Annotated in this window: 24 protein-coding genes and 1 pseudogene; 6 read left to right on the top strand and 19 right to left on the bottom strand. The window is 46.1% G+C overall.

All coding sequences use genetic code 11. From position 1 onward, the window contains the following. Positions 1–53 precede the first annotated feature (53 nt). A complete protein-coding gene (locus tag MMB75_RS17905) occupies positions 54–1907 on the bottom strand; it encodes a beta-glucoside-specific PTS transporter subunit IIABC (RefSeq protein WP_277509682.1) in 1854 nt (617 codons plus the stop codon). Positions 1908–1978: 71 nt separating this feature from the next. Next, positions 1979–3259: a glycoside hydrolase family 140 protein gene (locus MMB75_RS17900; RefSeq protein WP_016820097.1), complete on the bottom strand. Its 1281-nt coding sequence runs from the start codon at positions 3257–3259 to the stop codon at positions 1979–1981. 215 nt (positions 3260–3474) lie between these two features. Between MMB75_RS17900 and MMB75_RS17895 the strand changes: the two genes are divergently transcribed. After that, positions 3475–4506, top strand: coding sequence for a LacI family DNA-binding transcriptional regulator (locus MMB75_RS17895; protein WP_016820096.1), 1032 nt, complete (start codon positions 3475–3477; stop codon positions 4504–4506). Between the two features lie 81 nt (positions 4507–4587). On the opposite strand, the pseudogene MMB75_RS17890 reads toward MMB75_RS17895, so the two are convergent. The 3 genes and pseudogenes from MMB75_RS17890 to MMB75_RS17880 all read right to left on the bottom strand — a co-directional run bounded on the left by MMB75_RS17890 (position 4588) and on the right by MMB75_RS17880 (position 7136). Next, positions 4588–5668, bottom strand: a pseudogene (locus MMB75_RS17890) (MFS transporter). A 50-nt stretch (positions 5669–5718) separates the two neighbouring features. Further along, complete coding sequence (locus MMB75_RS17885) at positions 5719–6624, bottom strand: NAD(P)/FAD-dependent oxidoreductase (RefSeq protein ID WP_016820095.1); 906 nt, start codon at positions 6622–6624, stop codon at positions 5719–5721. Between the two features lie 113 nt (positions 6625–6737). Then, the gene (locus MMB75_RS17880; protein WP_016820094.1) at positions 6738–7136 is read right to left on the bottom strand and encodes an Rrf2 family transcriptional regulator; all 399 of its coding nucleotides are present in this window, start codon (positions 7134–7136) and stop codon (positions 6738–6740) included. A 339-nt stretch (positions 7137–7475) separates the two neighbouring features. Between MMB75_RS17880 and MMB75_RS17875 the strand changes: the two genes are divergently transcribed. After that, positions 7476–8306, top strand: a complete 831-nt coding sequence (locus tag MMB75_RS17875; protein ID WP_016820093.1) for a TolB-like translocation protein — start codon at positions 7476–7478, stop codon at positions 8304–8306. Between the two features lie 44 nt (positions 8307–8350). On the opposite strand, the gene MMB75_RS17870 is transcribed toward MMB75_RS17875, so the two are convergent. Further along, complete coding sequence (locus tag MMB75_RS17870; RefSeq protein ID WP_016820092.1) at positions 8351–8821, bottom strand: L,D-transpeptidase; 471 nt, start codon at positions 8819–8821, stop codon at positions 8351–8353. A gap of 648 nt (positions 8822–9469) precedes the next feature. Between MMB75_RS17870 and MMB75_RS17865 the strand changes: the two genes are divergently transcribed. Then, positions 9470–10906: a glycoside hydrolase family 1 protein gene (locus tag MMB75_RS17865; protein WP_045244871.1), complete on the top strand. Its 1437-nt coding sequence runs from the start codon at positions 9470–9472 to the stop codon at positions 10904–10906. Positions 10907–11009: 103 nt separating this feature from the next. On the opposite strand, the gene MMB75_RS17860 is transcribed toward MMB75_RS17865, so the two are convergent. The 3 genes from MMB75_RS17860 to MMB75_RS17850 all read right to left on the bottom strand — a co-directional run bounded on the left by MMB75_RS17860 (position 11010) and on the right by MMB75_RS17850 (position 13333). Next, positions 11010–11939, bottom strand: coding sequence for an NAD-dependent epimerase/dehydratase family protein (locus MMB75_RS17860; RefSeq protein ID WP_045244872.1), 930 nt, complete (start codon positions 11937–11939; stop codon positions 11010–11012). Between the two features lie 130 nt (positions 11940–12069). Then, the gene (locus tag MMB75_RS17855; protein WP_045244873.1) at positions 12070–12696 is read right to left on the bottom strand and encodes a DUF1796 family putative cysteine peptidase; all 627 of its coding nucleotides are present in this window, start codon (positions 12694–12696) and stop codon (positions 12070–12072) included. Then, a complete protein-coding gene (locus tag MMB75_RS17850; RefSeq protein ID WP_016820088.1) occupies positions 12689–13333 on the bottom strand; it encodes a DUF1796 family putative cysteine peptidase in 645 nt (214 codons plus the stop codon). Before MMB75_RS17850 ends, MMB75_RS17855 begins: the two co-directional genes overlap by 8 nt. Before the next feature lie 242 nt (positions 13334–13575). Here MMB75_RS17850 and MMB75_RS17845 point away from each other — a divergent pair, with 242 nt between their 5' ends. Together MMB75_RS17845 and MMB75_RS17840 are read left to right on the top strand one after the other, a co-directional pair. Continuing rightward, entirely contained in the window at positions 13576–13923 is a 348-nt protein-coding gene (locus tag MMB75_RS17845; protein ID WP_016820087.1) for a hypothetical protein, read from the top strand. A 25-nt stretch (positions 13924–13948) separates the two neighbouring features. Then, positions 13949–14374 carry a hypothetical protein gene (locus MMB75_RS17840; RefSeq protein WP_045244874.1) on the top strand — a complete coding sequence of 142 codons (426 nt, stop codon included), beginning with the start codon at positions 13949–13951 and terminating at the stop codon, positions 14372–14374. A 65-nt stretch (positions 14375–14439) separates the two neighbouring features. On the opposite strand, the gene MMB75_RS17835 is transcribed toward MMB75_RS17840, so the two are convergent. The 4 genes from MMB75_RS17835 to MMB75_RS17820 are packed head-to-tail and all read right to left on the bottom strand — an operon-like array spanning position 14440 to position 18441. Beyond that, positions 14440–14613, bottom strand: coding sequence for a hypothetical protein (locus MMB75_RS17835; protein WP_016820085.1), 174 nt, complete (start codon positions 14611–14613; stop codon positions 14440–14442). 22 nt (positions 14614–14635) lie between these two features. Beyond that, on the bottom strand, positions 14636–15856 hold the full coding sequence (locus tag MMB75_RS17830) for a glycosyltransferase family 4 protein (protein WP_016820084.1): 1221 nt from the start codon (positions 15854–15856) through the stop codon (positions 14636–14638). 33 nt (positions 15857–15889) lie between these two features. After that, positions 15890–17113: a sialidase family protein gene (locus MMB75_RS17825; protein ID WP_045244875.1), complete on the bottom strand. Its 1224-nt coding sequence runs from the start codon at positions 17111–17113 to the stop codon at positions 15890–15892. Beyond that, positions 17113–18441 carry a sialidase family protein gene (locus MMB75_RS17820; protein ID WP_080942700.1) on the bottom strand — a complete coding sequence of 443 codons (1329 nt, stop codon included), beginning with the start codon at positions 18439–18441 and terminating at the stop codon, positions 17113–17115. The genes MMB75_RS17825 and MMB75_RS17820 overlap by 1 nt, the downstream gene beginning before the upstream one ends. A gap of 84 nt (positions 18442–18525) precedes the next feature. Between MMB75_RS17820 and MMB75_RS17815 the strand changes: the two genes are divergently transcribed. After that, positions 18526–18903 (top strand): hypothetical protein, encoded by a 378-nt coding sequence (locus MMB75_RS17815; protein ID WP_031462141.1) that lies wholly within the window; start codon positions 18526–18528, stop codon positions 18901–18903. On the opposite strand, the gene MMB75_RS17810 is transcribed toward MMB75_RS17815, so the two are convergent. Genes MMB75_RS17810 through wecB form a run of 6 tightly spaced genes read right to left on the bottom strand, consistent with a single transcriptional unit; the run spans position 18896 to position 24722 of the window. Further along, complete coding sequence (locus MMB75_RS17810) at positions 18896–20101, bottom strand: glycosyltransferase family 2 protein (RefSeq protein WP_045244877.1); 1206 nt, start codon at positions 20099–20101, stop codon at positions 18896–18898. The two genes, MMB75_RS17815 and MMB75_RS17810, sit on opposite strands and share 8 nt — an antisense overlap. Before the next feature lie 27 nt (positions 20102–20128). Further along, positions 20129–20845 (bottom strand): glycosyltransferase, encoded by a 717-nt coding sequence (locus MMB75_RS17805; RefSeq protein WP_017427324.1) that lies wholly within the window; start codon positions 20843–20845, stop codon positions 20129–20131. Continuing rightward, a complete protein-coding gene (locus tag MMB75_RS17800; protein ID WP_031462143.1) occupies positions 20842–21840 on the bottom strand; it encodes an NAD-dependent epimerase/dehydratase family protein in 999 nt (332 codons plus the stop codon). Before MMB75_RS17800 ends, MMB75_RS17805 begins: the two co-directional genes overlap by 4 nt. Further along, positions 21801–22655 carry a dTDP-4-dehydrorhamnose reductase family protein gene (locus MMB75_RS17795; protein ID WP_031462144.1) on the bottom strand — a complete coding sequence of 285 codons (855 nt, stop codon included), beginning with the start codon at positions 22653–22655 and terminating at the stop codon, positions 21801–21803. Before MMB75_RS17795 ends, MMB75_RS17800 begins: the two co-directional genes overlap by 40 nt. Next, complete coding sequence (locus MMB75_RS17790; RefSeq protein WP_016820076.1) at positions 22652–23638, bottom strand: polysaccharide biosynthesis protein; 987 nt, start codon at positions 23636–23638, stop codon at positions 22652–22654. The genes MMB75_RS17795 and MMB75_RS17790 overlap by 4 nt, the downstream gene beginning before the upstream one ends. Continuing rightward, positions 23631–24722, bottom strand: a complete 1092-nt coding sequence (wecB, locus tag MMB75_RS17785; RefSeq protein WP_016820075.1) for a non-hydrolyzing UDP-N-acetylglucosamine 2-epimerase — start codon at positions 24720–24722, stop codon at positions 23631–23633. The genes MMB75_RS17790 and wecB overlap by 8 nt, the downstream gene beginning before the upstream one ends. Between the last annotated feature and the right edge of the window lie 20 nt (positions 24723–24742).

The raw sequence follows: 24742 nt of genomic DNA, 5'->3' as shown, positions 1-24742 counted from the left end.
ACGGGCCATCGTCAGCTTGATGCGTTTGCTGTGCATTACTGAATATTAGGGAACTATCTGATCTTCAATAAACGTTCTCCTGCATGAATATCCTTCGAGTTTTCAGCTAAGATATCTGTGTACACCGCAGTATTGGTTACTATAACAGAGGTGGTGAGATCATATCCTTCATCCACTATAGCTTTTGGATCAAATTCAACCAGCTTGTCCCCTTTTTGAATCGTATCTCCTTCAGACACAAAAGAAGTGAAATGTTTTCCTTTCAAGCTGACCGTATTAATTCCAATGTGAATGAGCAGTTCAACTCCATCCTCAGAGATCAGTCCAATCGCATGTTTTGTTTTGAAAACGGTAACAACAGTTCCGTTAAACGGTGCGTAAGCTCCCCCTTCTTGGGGGATAATCGCGGCTCCCTGACCCATCGCACCACTGGAGAAAGCCTCATCTTTCACTGCGGCCAAACGAATCAATTCACCGTTTAAAGGACTAAATACCGTTTTTTCTTCCGCTTTGTTTTCAACTGCAACCTTAATTTCAGGTGCGGGTTTAGCATTCTTATAGCCGAAAAGATAGGTCAGAATAAATCCGACTACAAAAGCGACAACCAAAGAGATAATAAAGCCAATGAAGCCTGCATCTATCCCCTTTGGATTAATGAATAAAGGGATACCAAAAATCCCGCCTGAGGCAAATCCATATGCTGTTGAGCCGAGTAAGCCCGCTGCAGCTCCTCCTACACCCCCAGCGATCGAGGCTAAAATAAACGGTTTTTTGGTGGGTAGCGTAACCCCGTAAATAGCTGGTTCAGTAACCCCCATCAAACCCGCGATGGTAGCAGAAGTCGCAATAGGTTTTAATTTAGGATCGCGTGATTTCAAAGCAATGGCAAAAGCCGCACCTGTTTGCGCAAACGTAGTACAGAACAGCATACCGTTAATCGGATCAAACCCGTTCGTAACTACATTATTCAGGAGAATCGGAATGAACGCCCAATGCAAGCCAAAGATAATAATCCCTTGCCAGAACCCAGCCAGAACGAGACCAGCTATAGCCGGACTTAACTGGTAAATCCACATGGAGCCTTTGGCTAATCCATCACTGATTATAGTTGCTATCGGCCCGACAACCAGAAAAACAATCGGTGATATAATGACCAAGGTCAGAAAAGGCACAATGAACATTTTAATGGATGCAGGTGCATACTTACTAATAAATTTTTCAACCTTAGCTGCCAAGAACGCCCCAATAATGATGGGTATAACAGAAGAAGTATAATTAATCAGAACGACAGGTATGGTCAAAAAGGACAGCGCCGTTTTATCCGTAAAAGCCGAAGTAATGGTCGGATACACCAAGGCGGCCCCCAAAACAGCAGATAGATACGGGTTTCCTCCGAATTTTTTACCTGCTGAAAACCCTAGAATAACCGGAAAGAAATAAAACATAGCGTCTGCTGTTGCATATAAAATTTTGTATGTGCCCATCTGATCAGTCATCCACCCCAGAGATGTGCATAAGGCCAGCAGTCCTTTTAGAATCCCCACAGCAGCGAGCACACCCACAACGGGCATGAACACGCCTGAGATCACATCGACAAATCGGCTGAACAGGCTCGCTTTTTCATTCTTTTGATCGTCTTCAACTGTCTGGTCTCCGTGCTTTACTCCCATCGTATCCAAAAGAGCCTCGTATACTTTGGGAACCTCATTCCCGATGACCACCTGGAATTGGCCGCCACTTTCCACGACGGTAATGACACCGTCAATCTGTTTAATTTTTTCTTTATCTGGCAATTGGTTATCCTTCAATTTGAATCTCAAACGAGTGACACAGTGAATGACACTATACACATTTTCGTTTCCCCCCACCGATCTAAGCACTTCTCTAGCTGTCTTTTGGTAATCCATCATGATCACTCCTGGATGCGTTTTCTATTTCTCCACTCCACCTGCTAGCTTACTCCTGTTCTTCTCTGGTTTTATTTCGTTCCGATGATCACAACATCGCTTTCAAAACCATGCATATCAATGACGGATTGATCAGCCTGGACATCCACCTCCGTTTGGGCAAATCGTCTCTCCGCTAAATCAATGGTTGTAAACTTGTAGTCCTGCACGTTGATATTTAGCCGCACTTTCGTGTTAACCGGGATATACAAGACGAGGGTATTCTCGTTCCCCGCAGCTCTGATCTCCTCTGTCTTGTTTAAAACAATATCCAACGGCTTTATGCCAATCAGGTTGTACATTTCAAACAAATATTTGATAAAGGAATAATCCCATGCGCCCTCAAAACGCAGTGCTGTTCTCCAATCATAGGGACTATCAAAGCCCTCTCCTTCTACAATTCCGAACTTCTTGCCTTTTTTATGCCAACTCCAAATGCCATGCGCTCCATAGGTAATTCCCGCTCCCCCGCCTGCCAGAAGACTGTGCCATGCTGCTTTTCTGGCATCTAGTGCAGTGTATCTTCCATACACATTGCGGCTGTAACTGATCTGTTCATAGCAAGGTTCTCCATTGATGACGGGACGTATCTCCGGCTTGTGATAAAAATGCTGGGCAATCTCATGGGCGACATGCTGAAACTCCGAATTATGTCCTGATTGATACATATAAAATCCAAGACCCTTGTGTTGCTCAAAAGCTTCAGGAATTTCCCTCAATCTCCCTTGGATATGCAGCGTAGTCAAGCTTGCCGGGCTTAATTGTTGTACCGTTTCCAGCGCCTTCAAATAGTACGCATTAGCACGTTCTGTAGGAAAATCAGTGTCTCCGCTGATCAAATAAACAGGCTCGAATCGAGAATAGCGGTTTACAACATAAGTTACATAGCTTTCAACGCAATCCAGCGGCATTTTATTGCCTTTCTGGAACATTTCAGCCCATGTATCCGGTACATAGTTACACCACAACAGAACCAGTGCTGGAATAAAGCCGCGCTCGACAGCCATCTGGATCATGACTTCCGCCCGCTCAAAATAAGCTTCGTTTAAGGTATGGTAGTCAAAATCTCCATTTTCCAGTAATGCAAATGGCTGTAGATTCAGGTCTGATTCGCTGGCATCCCATTGTCGGAGCATATTGATCTGTAAAACGTTGAAACCCTGCATTTTTCGATAGTCCAGGTAATCGCTCCACTCTTCAATAGTGGCGTTGGTAAATACGCTCCAGACGGTATCTGCCAAGTAAAAGAAAGGCTTGCCCTTTTTCACAAAACTTCTTTGATTTTCAGCCATGCTTAAGCTCAAACAAATCACCCTTTCACTCATAAACAAAACTAAACTAATGTATAATTTTATACGATATTGAATAAAATAAACTAAATAAAGCGTTCACAATTGAATATTAACACTATGTATCCGAAAAGGTCAACTCATTTTATCTGTTGTTTGTTTAGTTTAATTTATAAACTAAACTTTATTATATAATCATGATATAATTTATATAGTTTAGTCCAATGGGAGGTTCCACGTTGAAAATAGATGATATTGCGAAGCTTGCCGGTGTTTCAAAATCAGCCGTCTCTTTAGCATTTAATAACAAACCCGGTGTTAGCGAAGAAACCAAAGAGCATATATTAAGAATTGCCCACGAGCATGGATATAGACCACGTACCATGAAGTCAAATAAGGAATTTACGAAGAATCACCATGTCATTCGTTTTGTTGCATGCAAAAATACAGGCATCGTGACCGAGCAATATGAATCACTTCCATTTTTCAATGAATTGATCCATCATATTACCCATCAGGTGAGAGAACATGGTAATACTTTGATTTTCTCGTCATTTGATAGCCATAGCCTTGAAGAAGAATTGTCTGCTCTGGAGAAGGACCAGCCTTCTTCAGGTATACTTCTGCTGGGCACCAATTTAACATCCGAGACTATTCATTCCTTACAATCCATTCATTCCAATATCGTTATTTTGGATACCTGCTTTGAACACGTTGATGCCAGTTTTGTATCGATTAATAACTATCTTGGGGGGTACCAGGCAGGCCAATATTTAATCCAGTCCGGACACAGAAATATAGGATACGTACAATCCAGTACCAGAATTCTTAACTTTACAAAACGAAAAGAGGGGTTCATGGCTGCTTTAGAGGAGCACAATCTTGCCATAGATCATGGGCTTACATTTGATATGCACCCGATGCTTGTCATGTCACAGGACGCATTTAAAACAGCTATTCATAAACTGAATGAGCTGCCTTCGGCCCTATTTTGTGAGAATGATTATATGGCGATCAGTGCTATTAAAACGTTTCAGGAAATGAACATTCGAGTGCCTGAACAAATTTCCGTCATGGGGTTTGATAATATTCATGAAGCTAAGGTCATTAGCCCGGAACTCACAACCATTCATGTGAAAAAGGATATTTTGGCCCGAACGGCTGTAAACTTGCTGATGGAAAGGCTTAATCACAATCAGGAGCACCATACTCAGGTTCTTGTAAATACAGAGGTTATTGAAAGAAGGTCTTGTATAGACGCAGAATTATAATCAAGTGAATAGAAAAAGGCCGCCATATAGGCGGCCTTTCAGCTTTTATACTTCTGAATTGTGATTTTATAGCGAATGAATCTAAGCGTCTTGTTTTTTGCTCAATGTAAACGAAAAAGATGCAACAACAAGTGCTATGAATACGACTAACCCACTAATCCAGCCCAAATTCTGTATGGATGTATACTCAATTATGACTCCCCCTAATCCTGCACCTAAGGTCATACCGATATTCATTAGCGCAGTATTGAAGCTTAGAACCATTTCTGAAGATTGTGGCTTTAAAGAAATTAAGTAATATTGATTTGCAGGAGTTGTTGTCCAAGCAGCCATCCCCCACAACATAATCGTCAGAAGAACACCGATCGTAGAAGTTGCTGTTACTGTTAATACGAATAAAGCCGCTGCGTGAACTATTAAACTAATGGAAATCGTCCGGACAGGTCCCCACTTATCCACTGCATATCCGCCTATACGTGACCCTATAAAAGCAAACACTCCTAGTACAAAAAGAGCTGTACTAATCTCTTTTATAGAAAAGTCTGCTATGGTGCTTAAAAGCGGAGCAATATAGGCAAAGACCATGGTGTATCCAAGATACCGGTTCATTCCCCTGTAATTTTGGAATAAACCGATTGAGTAGTGCCAGAATGATCAGAGCAATGACAGCAATAATAATATAGATATAACGCCAATCTATATTTGCAGCAATTAAGGTTCCAAGGGGAACTCCCAGCACTAAAGATATTGTAAATCCTGTAATGACTGTTGCGATGGCGCTACCACGTTTTTCAGGTTCAGCCAGTTGAGCAGCGTAATGGGTAGCAACCACAAAATACAATCCACCACTCATAGCCTGTACAATACGGGAAAGCATGAGCAGCGTAAAGTTAAAGCTGAAGAAAGCAATGACCGTCCCTAAAATAAAGAAAAGCATGGAATACAATAACACTCTTTTCCTTTCAAGCTTTGCAGTTAGCATGACCAGCACAAGTGCACCAAAAGCATACGATAAGGCATATATGGTAACTAATTGTCCAGCCAATGAAATAGATACATCCAAATCATGAGAAATCATTTCCAAGATACCGGAAACGATAAATTCTGCGGTTCCTAATACAAAAGCGCCTAAAGCTAATAAATAAATGGCAATACGATTCATTCTCACTTCTCCTCATTATCTTTAACTATCATGAGAGCTTCAATTTCTCGTCATTCGTTAAAGTCTTCCTCTGTCAAATCCAGGTTTACACTCGCAGCGGTTCGGCTACCGTCGGCCGCAGCAAAAATCAACTGAGAAGGCATGAAGTATGAAGAATCACCCGCAGCATATACACCAGGAATGGAGGTTCTCCCCGCTCCATCTGTTTGAATCCCGCCCGACTCGGTCCTTTCACAGCCCAAACGTTCTCCAAACGGTGCACTTTGCACAAATTGGGGGGTCACAAAGCCGCCGGCCCTTGGGACTTGAGTACCGTCCGTAAAGGACACATACTCCAGCTGTCCATGGTGACCAATGAACGCGGCAACAGGCTGCTCCATTACCGCGACTCCTTTAGATTGAAGTCGTTCTTTTTGCTCGTCCGACAAGAATGCCTGACCGTTCGTGCAGACAAGCAAATCCTTACTCCAGTTCAGGAGCAGTTTGGCTGTGTGATATATAGCTGGCGACTCAGAGACGAGGACAAGCGGTTGATCCCGTAACTCCCAGCCATCGCAATAAGGGCAATTAAACAAACTTCTTCCGTAGAACGTGTAAAAACCTTCGATCTCAGGGAATATCTCCTTTACACCCATCGCCAGTATCAATTTTCGCGCTTGAACACGAAGGCCTGAAGAATCAAATACTTCGAATCCGGATTCATTTTTCGTAACTGAAATAACCTCGGTTTGCAGATGATGCACATATGGATACCGCAGTACTTCCTCATAAGCTACGCGGCGGAACTCGGCCGGCGTTACGCCATCTCTCGTAATGAAACCGTGCGACGCATGCGTAACCGCATTTCTGGGCCGGTTATTATCGATCAAAGCCACACTTCTTCTTGCCCTGCCCAGTACAAGGGCTGCATTCAATCCAGCAGGTCCCCCCCCAATAATAGCGCAATCGTACAGCATAACATCCAGCTCCTTTTACAAAGATATTAAAGACTCTTTATATCTATAATTAAAACAAAAAAACACTTCACATAACTGGCGATCACCTTCTCTCTATTTATAGCCGCTCCCCTTTATACTTGCGCTTGCTTTTGGGCTAAATCGACCAATTTCGTATTTTTAAGATGGCCCTCCATTTTTTCCTCCGCTTCCCTCATTACAGCTTGAATCAGACATTCTGATCCATGGACAAAATCACATTCAAACAAAGAATTCGTCCCTTCAATCGCATGGATAATATCCAAAAAGGTAATATCGTCTTTATTGCGGGATAAGCGATAGCCCCCATTGGCTCCAGAGACCGATTCGATCATCCCCGCCTTCACAAGCCTCGTCAAAATTTTTGAAAGATACGTGGGTGAGACATTTTGGGATTCGGCCAATTGCTGGACACCTACGGGCTTCACCGACGAATCCTCAACGAGCATGAGCATGGTGTGCAGTGCATAATTGGTTGCTTTGGTAAATTTCATAACTACACCTCATTCACAGACTTATTGTATCTATAATATCTCTGAATCTGCAGGAATGTCAAGATTATAGGTTAAGTATAGAAAATCGAAGGGAAAAATTGCATGTTGCCTTCACCTCAATAACATCCAACCTTATAACAGAATGTTTGACTTGGGCTGGCCTGCTAGAGCGGGCGAAAGTATCACTCGCTCCTTAATATTTTCCAATTGTTATGTAATTTTTTTCAATAAACAAGAAACAAATTCACGATTTCCACGTCTATGTATATAGATTTAATTTTAGGAAAACCTTGGATCAAGTCCTGAAGCCCAATATTTTTTTACAAAGGAGCAATTAAAATGAAAAATCCAAGACTAAAATACGCTACTGCTTTCCTGTCTAGTATAGTGCTTGTGGGAAGTGTAAGTGGCTTTTCTATTGCCAATGCTAATAGCACTTTACGCCCTAATACGCATGTTCAAAGTTCAGTTAATACTATAAATCCATCTGTTTACCAGTCTGTAACCAAATTTAAAAAGAGCGAGACCCCAAATCAGGTGATTTGGAAGGAGAAAAACGTTTCGTTAGTGGCCAAAAAAATGGAGCTAGAAAATGCACCAAGCTCTGAGAAGAGTGTTATTACATCTATAACGATCAAAACAGGAGAACAGAATTACACCATTAAAACAGATGGATATAATGATAAACTGCGTAATATATCGAGCGCAGTATTATCTCCTTCTAATACATGGTTGGCTATCCAGGCACGGCGCAGTGCAGGAGATACGTTATTACTGATCAATCTTAAAACCGGAAAATCTACCATTGTAAATGATCTTTTAAAAGCTAAAGGCAAAAAAAATGTAGAATCCATTGCTGCTTATAACTGGTCACCTAAAGAAGATCAAATTGCCTTTTCATATGGTGATACATCAAGCAGCTCCATAGCCATTTATAATACCAAGAAGGATGCCTTTATATATCTTCCTAGGGAAACGGATTACATTAGCACAAGTCTGATTTTATGGCATAAAGATGGAAAAAGTTTAGACTATATAAGTGAGTATCCATCTGACCAAAAGAAGTTGTACAGATACTCAATGGACAGCAAAAAGGTGAAACCTGTTAAAAAAATTAGCCAGAACGAATTTCAAAAATGGTTCAAACTTGATAAATACAGTACAAATTAATACCAAATAGGGCGGAGTAAATCCCGCCCTTTGAATTTTTTGTTCTAGTTTATTGTGATTTTGCCGGAACTTCCGTTTTGCTCAAGCACTTGAATTAGTGCTCTTTGGTCACTGTTAGAAAGTCGGATGCAACCGTATGTTGGACGCAGAGGATACCAAGTCAGAGATGTGCTTGTAGCAGGGTCTCCGCCATGAATCATAATTTCGTCGCGGCCATTATTTGTAGCAGTCAGGAAGTTCCCACTTACTGCTTGATTCAGCCACACACGCTTATAAGGACCATAAGAATAGTCAGAGTCACCTTTCGCATAAACAATTGTTTTCGCAACCCCCGTAGGAATGTCTGCATATTTAAGTCTCCAGTTCGTATGGTCGTTACCATTCTTCGGATCATTTGATCCACGGCCTAAAGCTTCTACAGGTCCAAATACCAAACTACCACTATCGTTATAAACTTTCAGTGTTCCTTTGTAATCTCGATTAGATGGAAAATTAGCAATAATGTGATAACCCATTGTTAAACGCCTCCATTTAGTTTAGTTGAGAGTAGATTTGATAGAGTCGCTAACATCTAAATGGCTCCACATTCTTTAATGTTAGTCTTCAATTCCCTCTCACTTATGTAGGTGATTTAAGGCTGCGAATTACAACCAAATCGTGTAAAAGGTGAGAATATATATTTTTTTCCAATTCATGTACTTTGCCCGATGATCCCCTACACTTATTCTAGATCAAGAAAATTCCTCGCTGAATTTGAATATCCCCTATAGCTAGAATAGTTATTGTATAAATATTTGGGTTACCCTATATAATTTGAAATTATAGACAGGATGTGAGAAGAGTTGAGGAGTATATTCCAACATCAACCCCAGCAAAAGATTAATAAGCTGCCTCCAGTAGCGTAACCAGAAGCAGCTTATCGCCAAGGGCTCTTTATTTTTTGTATGATGAACTCTGGATCGAAATATTGAAAAATTGCGTTCATAGCCTCTACGTTGGATTTGTTTGAGCAAGCTCTACTAATTTCATAAACTCATCATCTCATCTATTTTTCGTTCCTCGAAATTGCCAACAAGCGAACGACTGAATAATGCGCTAATGTAGAGATACACCCGCAGAGGATCGCTATGGGAAATCTATAGAATGAAAAGGAGAAACATATCATGGCTAAACACACAATACAAATTCCACCGAATTTCATGATGGGGGCAGCGGCTTCCGCCTGGCAGACAGAGGGCTGGAGCGGTAAACAGGAAGGTCAGGACTCGTATCTGGACGTATGGTACAAAAATGACCGCTATGTCTGGCACAATGGATATGGACCCGCGGGTGCAACCGATTTTTATAATCGTTATACCGAGGATATTGCGCTGATGAAGCAGATTGGACTGACTCATTATCGCACCTCTATTAATTGGGCCCGCTTCTTAACGGATTATGAGAATGTGGTGGTGGATGAAACCTATGCGGATTATATCGGCAAAGTCATTGACGAATTAATTGCAAGCGGAGTCGAGCCGATGATTTGTCTGGAACACTATGAGGTGCCCGCTTATTTGCTCGACAAATATGAAGGCTGGTCTTCCAAGCATGTGGTAGAGTTGTTTGTGAAATATGCGGAAAAGGTGTTTGAACGGTACGGGGATCGGGTCAAGCACTGGTTTACGTTTAATGAGCCCATTGTTGTACAGACTCGCGTCTATCTGGATGCCCTTCGCTATCCCTATGAACAAAACACACGGAAGTGGATGCAATGGAACTACAACAAAACGCTGGCTACCGCAAAGTGCGTACAGCTTTTCAAAGCCAAAAATTATAGTCAGAACGGGGCTAAAATAGGTGCTATTTTGAATCCCGAAGTTACCTATGCCCGATCCAGCGCCCCTCATGACCAGTACGCAGCACATGTGTATGATTTATTTTACAATCGGGTATTTCTGGACCCGCTTATTAAAGGCGAATACCCGCAAGAATTGTTCGAGCTCATGAGCAAGCATGATATTGCGTTTGAGGCTACAACGGAAGAGCTAGCCTTGATTAAGGAAAATACCGTGGACTACGTTGGGATCAATCTCTATTATCCTCACCGGGTCAAAGCGCAGAGTAAAGCGTGGAACGAAAACAATCCTTTTCACCCCTCTTACTACTATGAGCATTTCGATCTTCCGGGTAAAAGAATGAACAAGTCACGGGGCTGGGAAATTTATCCCAAGATCATTTACGATATGGGCATACGTATCAAGAACGAATATAACAATATCGAGTGGTTTGTCGCGGAAAATGGCATGGGCATTGAGAATGAAGCTGCTTTCAAAAATGAGGAACACATCATTCAGGACGACTATCGGATTGACTTTATAACTGAGCATTTATACTACACGTTACAAGCTGTAGACGCAGGCTCCAACTGTACAGGTTATATGCTGTGGGCCTTCACAGACAACGTTTCTCCTATGAATGCTTTTAAAAATCGTTATGGACTGGTGGAAATTAATCTGGAAAATGATCGAAGTCGGCATTTGAAGAAATCGGGCTACTGGTATCAAGCTGTTATCAAGGAGCGCTCATTTGTTGCTGATCTGGATGAAGAGTATAAGTAGTTAAATGGACAAGCTGGCTGGCGAAAACATATAAATTCGTCCAAACCAAAAAGAGGCTGAGAGGTTTTCTCAGTCTCTTGGTTGATTCGCGCGCTCGTTAGCCCTATACGCCTTCTTTGCCTGTGCCCATACTGCTCACGTACGTTTCCTTTAGACCGGCAGAGATACCGTATAGCGGTTCCCAACGAAGCCAATGTCTGGCGACTGCGTTACTCAGACAGCTGTGGTGAATATCTCCCACCCGCGCCGGTGAATACACAGGGCGCACAGACGAACCGTGCAGCTTTAGTAAATCATAGGCCAGCCGATTGATGGACGTCGTTCGTCCCGTACTTACATGCACCGTGCGTTGGTCCGCTGCATGTATAGCCGCCATATTGGCTCGAACTATATCCTTGACGTACACAAAGTCACGGGTTTGCGTTCCGTCGCCGTGAATGAGCAAGGGGCTTCCTTTTTTCAGCCGCTCTATAAAAATAGCGACGACACCGCCCTCTCCCTTCGCTGCCTGACCGGGACCATACACATTTCCGTAACGCAAAATCGTGTAGTTCAAACCGTACAACCGATAAAAAAGCCGAATATACGATTCTGCGGTCAGCTTGGACAGTCCGTAGCCTGAAATAGGCTCCACGGGATCGTCTTCCTGAATACATTGCTTTTGCAGCTCTCCATATACGCCGGATGTGGAGGCAAATATGATTTTCGACACACCCGCATCACGACAGGCCTGCAACAAATGAATCGTCCCCAGCACATTCACATCCGCATCCTCATCGGGGTGATGGATGGATTGCTGCACATCAGCCTGTGCAGCCAAGTGAAACACAATATCCGGGCTTTCCCGAATCAGCAGCGTCCTGGCTTCAGGGCTGCGAATATCTGCAATATGCATGACCGCGCGCGGGTCTACATTTGCAGCATTCCCGGTCGTCAGATTATCCAGCACAAGCACTCTGACGCCCGAGTCAGCAAGCGCACGTACCAGCTGAGAACCAATAAATCCGGCTCCTCCGGTGACCAAAGCCTTCACTAGCGCACCCTCCTTTTAAACCGAAGCATCTATCTTCCCTTCGCATCATGTTATGCGATGCTCTACAGCTTGGCGCAGGCGCAAGCACAGGTGGAAGACAATCTATACGTGTTCCTATAGTCTCCGCACCTCAGACATGAAGTCTGACGTTGTCCAGCATATAACGCCACATTTCATCCTGACCGTTCCATATATCCTCGGGTGGCAGCGCTACTGAAACCAATCGTTCCAGTCCCCAATTCAGCTCCGTCACACCTTCAGTCCCTGTATAATCCACGTATAACAAGCGAAAATCATGGGTAATTCTCTGTGACAACACATCATGCAGTTCTACCGCCTGCTCCCGGCTGCCACCGACACGAACCAGCAGCAGACGGGAAGCCAATGCGAATTTCTCCAGTAAACGTGCGATGCGGCGATCAAGTGTCGTTTTGAATGTAGGATAAGACGCCAGCTGCTCTGATGTATTCTGGCTAACCGGAAAATGGTGTGCTGCTGTAACCTCATAGGACGCATCCTCAACCAGGAAGTTATGACCTCCGTAATCATGCCCTGTGACACGCAGGCTTTCAACATCCATAAAACGGGCAAATCGCTCATTCAGTAAACGACTGATCTGTGACAAATTGCCAGAAATCATCCAATCCAGCGGACCTGCATACGGACGCAGTCCGTTTTTATCCAGCTGAATCGAAGGTAAGCAATGCCCTCCCAGGCTAAACACTGCGTCATATTCCCCTTGCAACCGTTCAAGCACGACGACCTCCCCTTTTCGACAAGGACATTCCCTCAAAAAGGGTGCGCCAGTGTGGATCACTCTTGTAATTCCATACATCGGCAAAAGGCATTTCCACTGCGCATACATGAGGAAGCTGCCAATCCACCTCCGTCAACTCCGTTACACCGGAACAATTCACCACTAACAACCGAAATTCATTCGCTACGATCCCCGACAAGATCCGCTCCAGTTCCTCTACTTCTTCATAGGTGCCCAGCATACGGACGAACAAGTTGCGCTTGGCCATCTGTGTTTTTGCAAAAAAACGTTCGATACGACGGTCTATCTTTTCCCTGAACTCGGGATAGGTCACCAGATCTGCGGACGTGTTGCGTTCCTGCGGAAAATCGTGTACCGAGATCACATTATAAGCAATATCTCTGACCATATAATTCAGTTGGCTCGTACCAACGACACTTAAATTAGGCAAATCCATAAAACCTGCAAACCGATTCTCAAGCAAGCGGTTCACATCAGAGAGCGTGTCAGACATCATCCAGTCCAGCACCCCGGCAAACGGCCGCAAACGGTTCTTTTCCAATTGAATGGCAGGTGTACAGTTTTGCCCTAGACTGAAGACCGCGTCATATTCCCCTGCCAGCTGTGCGAGTCTCATAGCCGTGCCTCCTTTGTTAAAGCGACCCTTCCCCCCGATCTACTCTTTGCTTTTTCTGTAGTCGAAAAGGGACTTCAGGCCGCAGATTGTTCCACTCTACATTACATGCACAGCATGGCAAAAAGGGTTGGACACTGGCGCGCTTTTTGTCAAAGAGGCGTACAACTATCCAGTCCACTCGCGGTCATTTTTCATATCATATAAGGCTGGTAACCTAACGGAATTCAAGGAGGCATCATGATATGTCTGTGTTTCTTTTAACTGTCGATCATCATCTCGCTTACCACAGCGCCCATATACAAAGCTGCCATGTAACTTTTTTCAATCGTGAAAAGAGATCCGTCGATGTACTGCTGGAAATGGGGAATGACAGTGGCGTTTTCAGGCGGCAACTTCTTCGACTGGGCCCTTCTCCCGAAGCTGGCTCTGTACTGGAAATCAAAGATATGGAGGCAGCCCAAAATCCATTTTATCTGCGAGTGGTCACAAATATTTACAATCCAGAAACGCTGTTTATCTTGGCGGAATTTGTGGAGAACGGGAACGTAGTCGCTAAGCGGACAGCCAGTCATTTTACCGTGACACCTTAATGAACAGGCAGAGGAGGAAAATTGTATGTTGTTGAAATATACAGTTCAAAACAAAGCTGAAGCAGGCACATATGCACTGCCTTTTCAGGTTACCGAACAGGAGATCGTGCTCTCTACATTGATCATTCCTGCGAGTGAAGCTGAAGGACGTATTGTTATCGAAGTCTCTTTGGCATGGGAGAATCCGCTGCTCAACTGGGATATTGGGGAGCTGGATATTCGATTGCGCCGCAACGATGAGCAGGGACCCGTGCTGGATTGGCTGCAGGACTCCTGTTATCAGGAGGGATTTGCCGAGTTAAGCTATGAGGAAACGGGAATAAAAGCAGAGCCTCATGTATACTGTTTAACCGTACAATCAGCTGACCGCCGCGCTGTTGTTACGGGACCGCTTATGATCCGAGGCTCGGTTTATGTAGTTCAAATAGATGAAAACCCGGATGAACAATGAGCTGAAATAAACTAAAGGCAGGTGGGAATGTAAGCCCGACCTGCCTTTTTATATGGTCTGTATGCTCATGGCGCGGATTGTTTCAGCCGTTCCAAAATGTCAGCATCCGGCAGCTTATAATCCTCTGGCAACGAGGTGTTAATTCGGTTCCAGATTGCGTAATCGACCATCTGATCTGGATGTGACTGCTGGATTTCAAAAATACGGTTGTACAAGTCTCCAACGATAGGAAAAGTCATGCTCTCCCTCCTAACTATCGAATCAACGCACTTGATTAAGCGCTTGCCCATAAATATTGACGAGCCGTTCAATCATAACATCCAGCGACCAGTGCGCGGTTCCCCATGCCTTGGCACGATTCCCCATAGCTATCCGTACTTCATCCTGAGCGAGTAAATGCTGCAAATGAGCTGCAAGTGCCTCCACATCGCCAACCGGGGAAACCAGTCCAGTGTGTTCATGCTTCACCATTTCCGGCAGTCCACCCGCATCCGATACCACTGCCGGAAGCCCCATAATCTGTGCCTCCATGACCGAAAACGGCTGATTATCCTGTATGCTCGGATGTACAAAAAGGTCCGCCAGTTGTAAAAGGGCAGGTACATCTTCACGATGTCCGAGAAATACCACGTCTTCTTCCAGCCCCAGCTCCTTCGCCTGTGCCTGAAGCTCTTCCCTCTTATCTCCCTCCCCAACAATCCAGCAAACCCAATCCGTACGGCTTGCTTTCAACAGGCCAAGAGCGCTCATTAAATAATGTAGCCCTTTGATATAGACCAGCCGAGAAGGACAAATGATAACTTTTTTCCCCTCAGGTCGTGTCATGTCTGTTCCCCTGGCATGGACTTCCCAGAAGTGTTCGGTGTCTAAGCCATATTGGAAAGTGGCAATCTGCTGCTCAGGCACTTCGAACTCACGCACAAGTGTCTGCTTCATCCATTCTGTAGACGTAATCGTAATATCAGCGGAAATAGCGCCATAATGCTCCAGCGCCCAATAATATTTCCACATCAGCGTCTCGCGGTAACCCTCTTCATGATCCCGCTCCAAAGCCATCATGACTTCACGAGCCAGCGAGCCATGAATATTTGCTACCAACGCACTGTCTTTGCGTTTGACCCGACTTAGAGCACGAGTGGCTATGACATCTTGCGTATGAATCACATCATACTGCTCAACCCCGAAATAGGCTGCCGCCAGTTCCATACAGTATCGATCCTTTTCCACCGTCTGCACCCATGAATCCAAATGTAATACAGGGGCAGCCGATTCATTCAGCTTCGTATGCAGCAAGGGCAGCAATTGATCCTTCAGCAACTCCTTATCTTCAAAAACAATATGGTATTTAGGGGTATCCGGTCCGTTCCCCATCAAGTCTACCGTGTGACCCAGTAGCTCAAGTCTTCGTTTAATTTGCAGCATAAAGGGCCACACACCACCCAAATGAGGAATCGGCCAGTACGTAGCCAACAAAATTTTCAAAACAGCCCCACCTCCTCTGTCTCGTACGTTAAGCTACATTCCGTTGCTTCCGTAAATTTGCTGGAAACCCGATAATGCGTCTGTCCAGACCGCAAAAAAACCGTTATTCGGCACGATCGTTACATCAATAAAATTGCCGATCGTGACCACTGGAACGGGACTAATCCCGTTAGGATTAAAGGAACTGTCTGTTATTCTGAGGTTCGTAAATGTATTCCCTCCGTCAGATGATTCTGCAACAAATACATCTAATAAAGAGGCTGTGATTTGATTGGTGTAGTACACAATCTTAATCACACCGGTCACGGGCGAAACATCAATGGCCGGGAAAAAATGCTGTGCTCCTGCACTGGCTCCTGTCACCGATTGCGGCGCAGTCCAGCTTAATCCACCATCCACGGACCGGGCAAGCAGCACATCCGCATACCCTGCCCGATTATCCTGCCAAACCGCATAAAGCGTCCCCTGATTCGGGCTGGTGGAACGATCTATGGCAATGTTGGCCGTCGGCAATACATTAAAGCCAAAACCGACCACAGGCAGCGGACTTGGAACCGGGACGACAGAGGACACTGGCAGCGAGGAACTGAACGAAGTCCCCCCATTGAAGGACACAATGACCTGATATTGGTTAACCGGATTCGTCACAATGTACCCGACATAAATCACCCCTGTAATGCTCACAGTGATTTCTCCGCGCGTGATCTGATTGGAACCAGGAGTGAGCATCACAGGTGTATCCCATGTGATTCCATCCTGCGAGCGTTGAAAAAACATGACTGAGCCGCCGAAAAAGTCGGGGTTATACTGATGCGTATAACATAAATAGATGTTACCGGTATAGGAGCTGACCTGTGAAGTATCGAATTTCACGCTGACTTCCACATTATTGACAAACGTCCCATACCCTCGTTGGGCAATCACGGGTGGATCAAATGTATTCCCATTGTCTCTGGACACATAGGTAGCGATGGTACCGCTCAAGCCGTCTGCGGTAAATACGTGACAAGCTATGACGAACAAGTTGGGAAAACCGTAGCTGACGCTATGGGATTCCGCCCCTACATAGCCGGCTGGCAGCGGTAGAATTTGCTGTGTGAAGGAGACACCGCCGTTATCTGAACGGTATACTGCTGTCAACGGCGGTCCGGTCGTAAAATCAATGGCAGCAGCCACTATGGTACCGTCGAGCAGATTGAAAGCCACACTCGGCTCCTGTGCCAGCCTTCCGTTAGGTGTAAGCTGTACGTTCGGCATCAGGCTTCACCTCCCGGTACACCGGCAAAAATCGTCAAACTGCCTGTGCGCGTATCCGTCCAGACGGCAATGTAGTTATTGGGCGGGGAAATAGCCACATCAATATAGTCGCCGATCAGTTCTGATTCGCCTCCACCCACATTCGGGTTAAAGGAAGTCGTTGTGAGACGACTGTTCGTAAAGGTATTGCCCCCATCCGATGATTGAGCGGCGAACACATCCAGATTAAAGCCGTCCAAGCGATTGGTATAGTACACGACAACGACCAGTCCCGTCTTAGGCGACACTGAAATCGCAGGAAAAAAATTTTGTGAGCCGGGCGGGCTGTCCGTCACAATGACTGGGGCGCTCCAGGTACCGCCAAAATCACTGGATTTGGACAACAAAACATTGCTGTAGCCCTGACCAAAATCCTGCCACACGGCATATAGCGTATTTGTTGTAGAAGGTACCCCCGAGCAGTCTGCTGCCAAGCAGGGAGAATTCAATACACGAAAATCATATCCAGGGACGGGCAACGGACTAGGTACCAGCGTTATGTTGGACACAAGAATATCACCGCTAAAGGTGGCCCCTCCATCAAAAGACCGCCGGATAAAGAAAGCCGGGGTTTGCGGCCCCGTACGAATCCAGCTGACATATACACTGCCATATTTGTCGACCGCGGGCTCGGGTCGCTCCGTGGAGGACTGGATATTGGAAAGCAACAACGGTCGATCCCAGGTCAATCCTCCATCCGTAGAACGCTGGTAGAAGGCCGCAGACCGAGCATTAAACTCTACGTTGTATTGGCGGTTATACGTAACGTAGACATGCCCTAGATACGGACTTGCCCCTGCGTTATCTGTCGTAATATTGGTCCAGTCATTATTAATGTAATCTCCATAGCCTGGGTTAATGACCACGGGAGAGCCAAAAGTGGCTCCATCATCCGTAGAACGATAGATCACGACAGCCCCGTTCTCATTTCCCGGAAACACGTGTGCGGATACGATAAAAATATTGGGGAACAGATAGGCCACCATTCCTGCCTCTGCTCCTGTATATCCTGGTGGAAGTGGCAGTAAAGTATCGGTCCAGTTCGCCCCGGCATCCAGTGAGCGATACAGCCCAATTAAAGGGGGCCCGCTGCTAAAGTCAACAGCTACAGCCACAACAATATTCGGATTCAGTAAATTAACAGCAACACTAGGTTCAAATTTGGGCAGGCCGCTGGGTGTCACTTGAAAATTCAAAGGCATCGCGAGCATTCCCTTCATTATATATAGATATGCCTGAAGTGTTTCTATCAAAATGTACTTTTTTCGGTGTAGCCTACAGACAACCATACAAGCTTTCCTCTCCATAGATTCATAGTATAGAAGCATCCCTATTGAGGGATTCCATCATACTGTTTTGAGAGGATGATTCTATTGGCTTTTACAACTGGATATATGACCAACACAAGGGATTTCGGTACTGCCTGCTCCAATGTTGTTGTAAATTTGGTCAATGAGGACACAGTGAACGCGGCAACCGTGACCATCCAGATTTTTTTCTCACTCGTACCGGATACCAAGACACCACTGTACGTGACATCGGTTAATTTGCCTGCAAACTCGATTGCGCGTCGTACTTTCTTTATACAAGGGGTTCTTGCCTATGAGGTACAATACAACGTAGTCTCCGCTGCACCAGCCAATGTTGTGCTTTCCAACTTTGGATTGGATCAGTTTGGTAATGTTGTACAGGAGCATCGTGTCCTTCAATCTGAGTTGACCACGATCCCAGCTTTGTCTCCTGTTAGCTAAAAGCATCACCCTGCTCCAGTGTCTGATGCAATCTGTGGGTATAATACACGTAATTCCATTCCGGCGGTACGGACTGAACCCCTCGGCCGCTGCCAATGGTCGAATGGTCATCTGTATAGTAGGAAAAGGCATGTGTATCCTGCAAAGGTCGCAGCAAATCCGTAAGATACAACAAATCCGTCACAGCAATATAAGGTTTGATACCGAAGCATACAACAAAGCGAGTTGTCGTTTCACCAATCGCCTGAACCAATGCCTCCTTAACAGAATAATGCGGTCTCGGCGTTACGATTAGCCGAGGGTCAAGCATCATCGTCAGAAAGGAAGCAGCGCTCTGTTCCGGCGTAAGATCAAGCAACCGCACCACGCAATTACTGTAATGCTGCTCCAGCAGATTATCGAGCAACGGCTCAGCTTGAGCCATATCCGTAATAGGCATTAAAATGGTCATTTCAAGTGGGACTCCCCGGCGGGCCCGAGCCTCATACTTGGCAATTTGAAATGCATGCCGCCAGCGTCGATGTTCTTTTTGGCTGCGCAAGCTGGCCGATACACTAAAAGCAGAATCCACCCGATAATCCATCAGGATCTCCGGAATGAATTTCATGCTGCATGTCTCGGTCAGCCGCAGCCAGTAATCATAATCCTCTACAGGTTGCAGCCGATAGCCGTCGATCAGACGAGCATATTGGCTTTTGTACATAAATGACACCCCGACAATGCTGGCGTTCAACAATTCATGATGTGGCTGACTTTGGTAGCGAATTAATGCTTGTTGATGCTGCTCGTCATACAACGAATTACCCGCAGCGTCAATCTGACGGAAGGTGGAGAACACAAGTCCGAGCGAATCGGGTCCCTGCTCTAGCTCGCACCGCAATCGTTCGATAAAGGATGAATGATACACATTGTCACTGGATACCCAGGTCACATACTTGATCGCTGGATCTTTAAACAACTCATCGAATCCCCGGTTAAGGGCATGGGATACTCCTTGGTTCTGAGGGAGTGTAACCAACTGAACGCGCGGATCTCCCATTGCTGCATGAAGCGCCGGCTCTATCATTTCCGGCGCCCCGTCAATCACAATGATGAAGCGAAATGCCCTGTAATTCTGGGCTAGTACGGATGAGATCGCAGCTTGCAGATAACCAATATCCTGTTTGTACAGCGGCATAACAATCCCCGTATCTACCATATCAATCCCCCCTGACAAACTTTCGCTTCATGAGGATAAACCGCCCAACATCTGACTGAAGCGATCTCGATAACGTGCTTGGGTGATGTTGTACTCCTGTTCCACAGCAGGCCAATATTTTTTGGTTCCCATTTCATCATGCCAGCGGTAGTTAACCAAGGACTCGTTCAGAAAAGGAAATGGATATCCTGCCAGCATTACTCGGTACCACATATCCAGATCATGGGTGTACGGCAGCAGTTCATCGAACAAACCGATATGTGCAAACAGCTCCTTTTTGAACATCACCGTACATCCATTGACCGGATTCCCCTGCTGGAAAAAACGGTAAAACTCCGTCAGGGACGGAAATACAGCAGCTGCTTGATAGGCTGTGACTTGGCTGTGTTGATTGATGAAATTGAAATTAGTATGAGAGATGTATGCACCCTGTTCGATCATAAAAGAAACCTGGTTATTAATTTTGTCCCTATGGTAGGTATCGTCGGAGCTGAGCCACGCAATATATTCACCGCTGGCATGCCGGATACCATGATTCAAAGCGCTGGCTGTTCCACCGTTAGACTTGCCCAAATAATGTATATAGGGAAGATAGGGCTGAAGCATATTAACATGTGTGGTGGACCCGTCATCGACGACAATAATCTCAAGCGGCCCATAGGTTTGTTCCAATGCGCTTTGCAAAGCCTGATCCACATATGCACAGTTATAAAAGGGAATGACGATCGTTACTTTTGGTCTCATATCGTTCCTTCCTTTCCAGCTCGGCGGTATTGAATCATATCCTCCAGCGATTGCCCCAGCTGTATGGTCGGCTTCCAGCCCATCTCCTCCAGCTCCTGCGCCCGATATGCCTCCGTTGCCGCTGGCTCGGCTATATCTCCCCATTGTATGGGAATAGATATTTTCGCCAGCGCAACCATACGTTCCACGATATCTCCCAGTTCCACAATGCGGCCTGTGCAGACCGAGTAAATTCGGCCTGGCACTCCCTTTTCCAATAGCACGCCATAGGCGCGAACTGCATCACGAACGTCGAGAAAATCACGCTGCGCATGTCGGGAAGACACGCGAAACGGGGCTGCCTCCGTTACGAATTGCTCTTTCATGCGTTCTGTCCGAACGATATACCCCGCGAGTAATGCACAAAAGCCGGTGGATGGACCCGGGCCAATCAGGTTGCAAGGCTCTGCCAACATGACAGATTGCTCGAACAGCGCGCCCCACGAGAGCGCGATTGCCTCTTGAATGCTTTTGCTAAGGCTGTATGGATGCGTTGGATGGTATGGTGCCTGTAAAGCCGTCTTTAGCCGAGAACCCGCAACAACAATTCTGGCTTGGGGGAAAGGTCGCAGTACATCGAGCAGATACAGGGTGGACAGTACATTGGATTCCATATATAGCAATGGACTCTGCCAAGATTCAGGTACGGAATTTTTGCCACCCAGGTGAAGCACATAATCCGGAGCAATGTGTCGAATCACTTCGCCCAGACGTTTCTTGTCGAGTAAGTCGCACACATAAGGTGTAATACAGCCACGTGTGCCCGCTTCCAGGCTGAAATCCCCATCATTTTCAGTCTGTGAGGTCAATTTTGTAGCAGAAGCGGCAGTGCGAGTCAGCGCTGCCACCTCCCAGCCAAGTTTTGCAAAATAGCGGCAGGCATGCATCCCGGTATAGCCCGCCGCTCCGGTAATGGCTATGACTGGCCGACGTTGTTCCGCTGTGCTTCTGTCCATTCCAGCAGCTCCTTCAGCATGATGCTGTAGTGAGGAACATCGTAGAGCAGATCGGCCCGGGTAGAACGAAGCGTCCGGTCCTGCACCGGCTCATCCTTCGGCACGATCCGAATATCCTCTCTCTTCCAGATATCTTTGAACAGAAGCAGCAAATCATGCTTGCTGATCGGTTCAGGGTGAACCAGATGAATGAGTCCGTCCAACGGCTCATTCATCAACACTTGTATCGCTTTTGCTAATTCCAGCGTTGTGACTCCGTTCCAAAAGACCCGGCGGTATCCGTCAACGTCTCCGCTCTGTTGCAAGAACCAGTGCAGCAAGCCAATCCCGCCTGACCGAATCTCCGGTCCGATAATAGAGGTACGGATGGTCAGATGCCGTGGTGCCTTTACTTCTCCGAGTATTTTTGTCAAAGCATAGGCACTTGTCCCATCAGGTTGATCTGTCTCCTCATATAAGCCAGGAACCCGCTTTCCTTCGAATACGCAATCCGTGCTGATATGAATCAATCGGGCACCGATACTGTCCGCCGTCTGCCGGAGAAGATGCGGCAGCAATCCATTGATTTGGTATGCCGCAATCTGATCTTTCCCGGCATATTGATTGAGTACGCCAACCGCGTTAATAATTACGTCTGGCTGTACACTCCGTACCAGCTGCTCCACCATAAAGCTGTCCTTTACATCCAGCAGGAGACCGCCCTTATTTGCGAAATCACGGGTGGTATAGAACACGTTATACCCGCTCTGGTTTTGAAAATACTTAACCAGAACATGGCCTGCCATGCCGTTCCCGCCCAAAATAAGCAGCTTCATTTGATGAACCCCCCGCTTTGGAGAATGCTTCGAATCTCCTCTTTTGACATCAAATTGAATTCCGAACTAAAGCTGCTGAACGATACCGGAGGGCACTGATTATAACGGTCCTTTAATTGAGGAATATTCAGTGTCGGGAGAATGACCAAATATTGCTCGTCATATACTACCGTTGTCAGGCTTTCAAAGTCGCTCATCAAAATCTCGTGTATTTTCTCACCGGGACGGACGCCCTTTTCTATGATTTCTACATTTTCCACGCCTGAATCCTCAATGAGCACCTCAGCCAAATCCACAATACGGCAGGTTGGCATGGTCATGATAAAAATTTCGCCGCCCACGCTTTCTACGGAAGCTTTGAACAGTAGACTGATGGCATCACGCAAGGTCAGGAAGAAGCGGGTCATGTTCATATCTGTGATGAAAACCTTGCCCTTTTGGCGAATCTGGCTTTGGAACAAATGCACCACGCTTCCGTTTGTACCCAAAACATTACCGCCGCGTACCGTCACAAAACGTGTATCACTATTCAGCAAATTGGCGTAAACAATCAGTTTTTCTCCAATCGCCTTCGTCATACCATAAAAATTGGAAGGGTTGGCCGCCTTGTCAGTCGATATATATATGACCTTCTTTACCTGATTGGCGACAGCGGCCTCGATTACATTTTGGGTGCCTACGACATTCGTTTTGAGCGCCTCATAGGGCTGATCCTCACAGACAGGTACGTGCTTGAGAGCCGCCAAGTGGAATACATAGTCTACTCCTTGGCAAGCGGTAGTCAGCGCATCCTTATCCCGAATATCCCCAATACAGAAGCTGAGTCGTTCATCCTCAAACTGCCTGTTCATTGCAACCTGACTCGATTCTCCGCGTGAAAAGATAATGACTTCTTTGGGGTTACGCGGCAATAACTGGGCAACCAGCTCATGCCCCCAGGAGCCGGTACCGCCGGTAACCAAGATACGTTTGTTTTCAAACATGCCGTTTCCCTCCAAGCAGAAATTTTACTACCTTATCCGACACATCTTCCGCCAGATAGCCTGCGGGACATTGCCACTTATGAGCTATCCCGGTCATTAAGGCTACCGCATTTGCTATAACCTCGCCATCAAGACCGGACACGATATTGCTACCGCAATCTACCGTTTCCGGCCTTTCGGTCGTGCGACGCATCGTGACCGTCGGCACCCCCATGACACAGCATTCTTCCTGTACGGTACCGCTGTCCGTCAAAGCGCAGCGGGCATGTCGCTCCAGCAGAACGAAGTCAAAAAAACCGAACGGCTCGTGGAATTCTACCAGCGGATCAAGCTGGATCGGCGGGTGGCTTGCGATCCGGGCGGCCGTGCGGGGATGAATACTGCAAATGACACGCTGCCCGAACTGCCGGGCTACTCGGTTAAGACCATCCAAAATAGCCAGCAAATGCGGCGGATGGTCGACATTTTCAGCTCTGTGGGCAGTGACCAGGAAATATTCTCCGGGCGACAGTCCTAACTTTTTCAGAATTTCGCTGCCGGATACCTCTTTCTCATAGTGTTGCATTACTTCATAGATCGGATTTCCAGTCAGTATAATTCGTTGGCTTGGAAAGCCTTCGCGTAGTAGATGCTGCTTGCTTTGCTCTGTATAAGGCATATTAATGGTAGAAATCGCATCAATGACGCGCCGATTCTTCTCCTCTGGCACATCCAGATCATAGCAGCGGTTCCCTGCCTCCATATGCACAACGGGGTAACCCATACGTTCCGCAAGCAGGGCACATAAGGCGCTGTTCGTATCACCTAGCAAAAGTACATGATCCGGGCGTTCCTTGTTTAAAATGTCCTCCATCTGCGAGTACATGGCAGACAGTTGTTTGCCCAGCGTTCCCGCTTTCTCCTGAAGCACATAATCCGGGGCGCGCAAACCCAGCTCGCGGAAGAATTGTCCGCTCAGGCTTTCCGTATAATTTTGGCCCGTATGCACAAGCACATGTTCATCTGCATAATGGTCCAGCTTCGGAATAATCAGGCTGAGCCGTATAATCTCCGGTCTTGTGCCGAGCACGGTCAATATTTTCATGGTTTTGGAACCCACCTTTG

The sequence above is a fragment of the Paenibacillus sp. P2(2022) genome (genome assembly GCF_029522175.1).
Lineage (GTDB): Bacteria > Bacillota > Bacilli > Paenibacillales > Paenibacillaceae > Paenibacillus > Paenibacillus polymyxa.
Note: the sequence above shows the minus strand (reverse complement) of the source record. Positions and strands in the feature narration are given on the sequence as shown.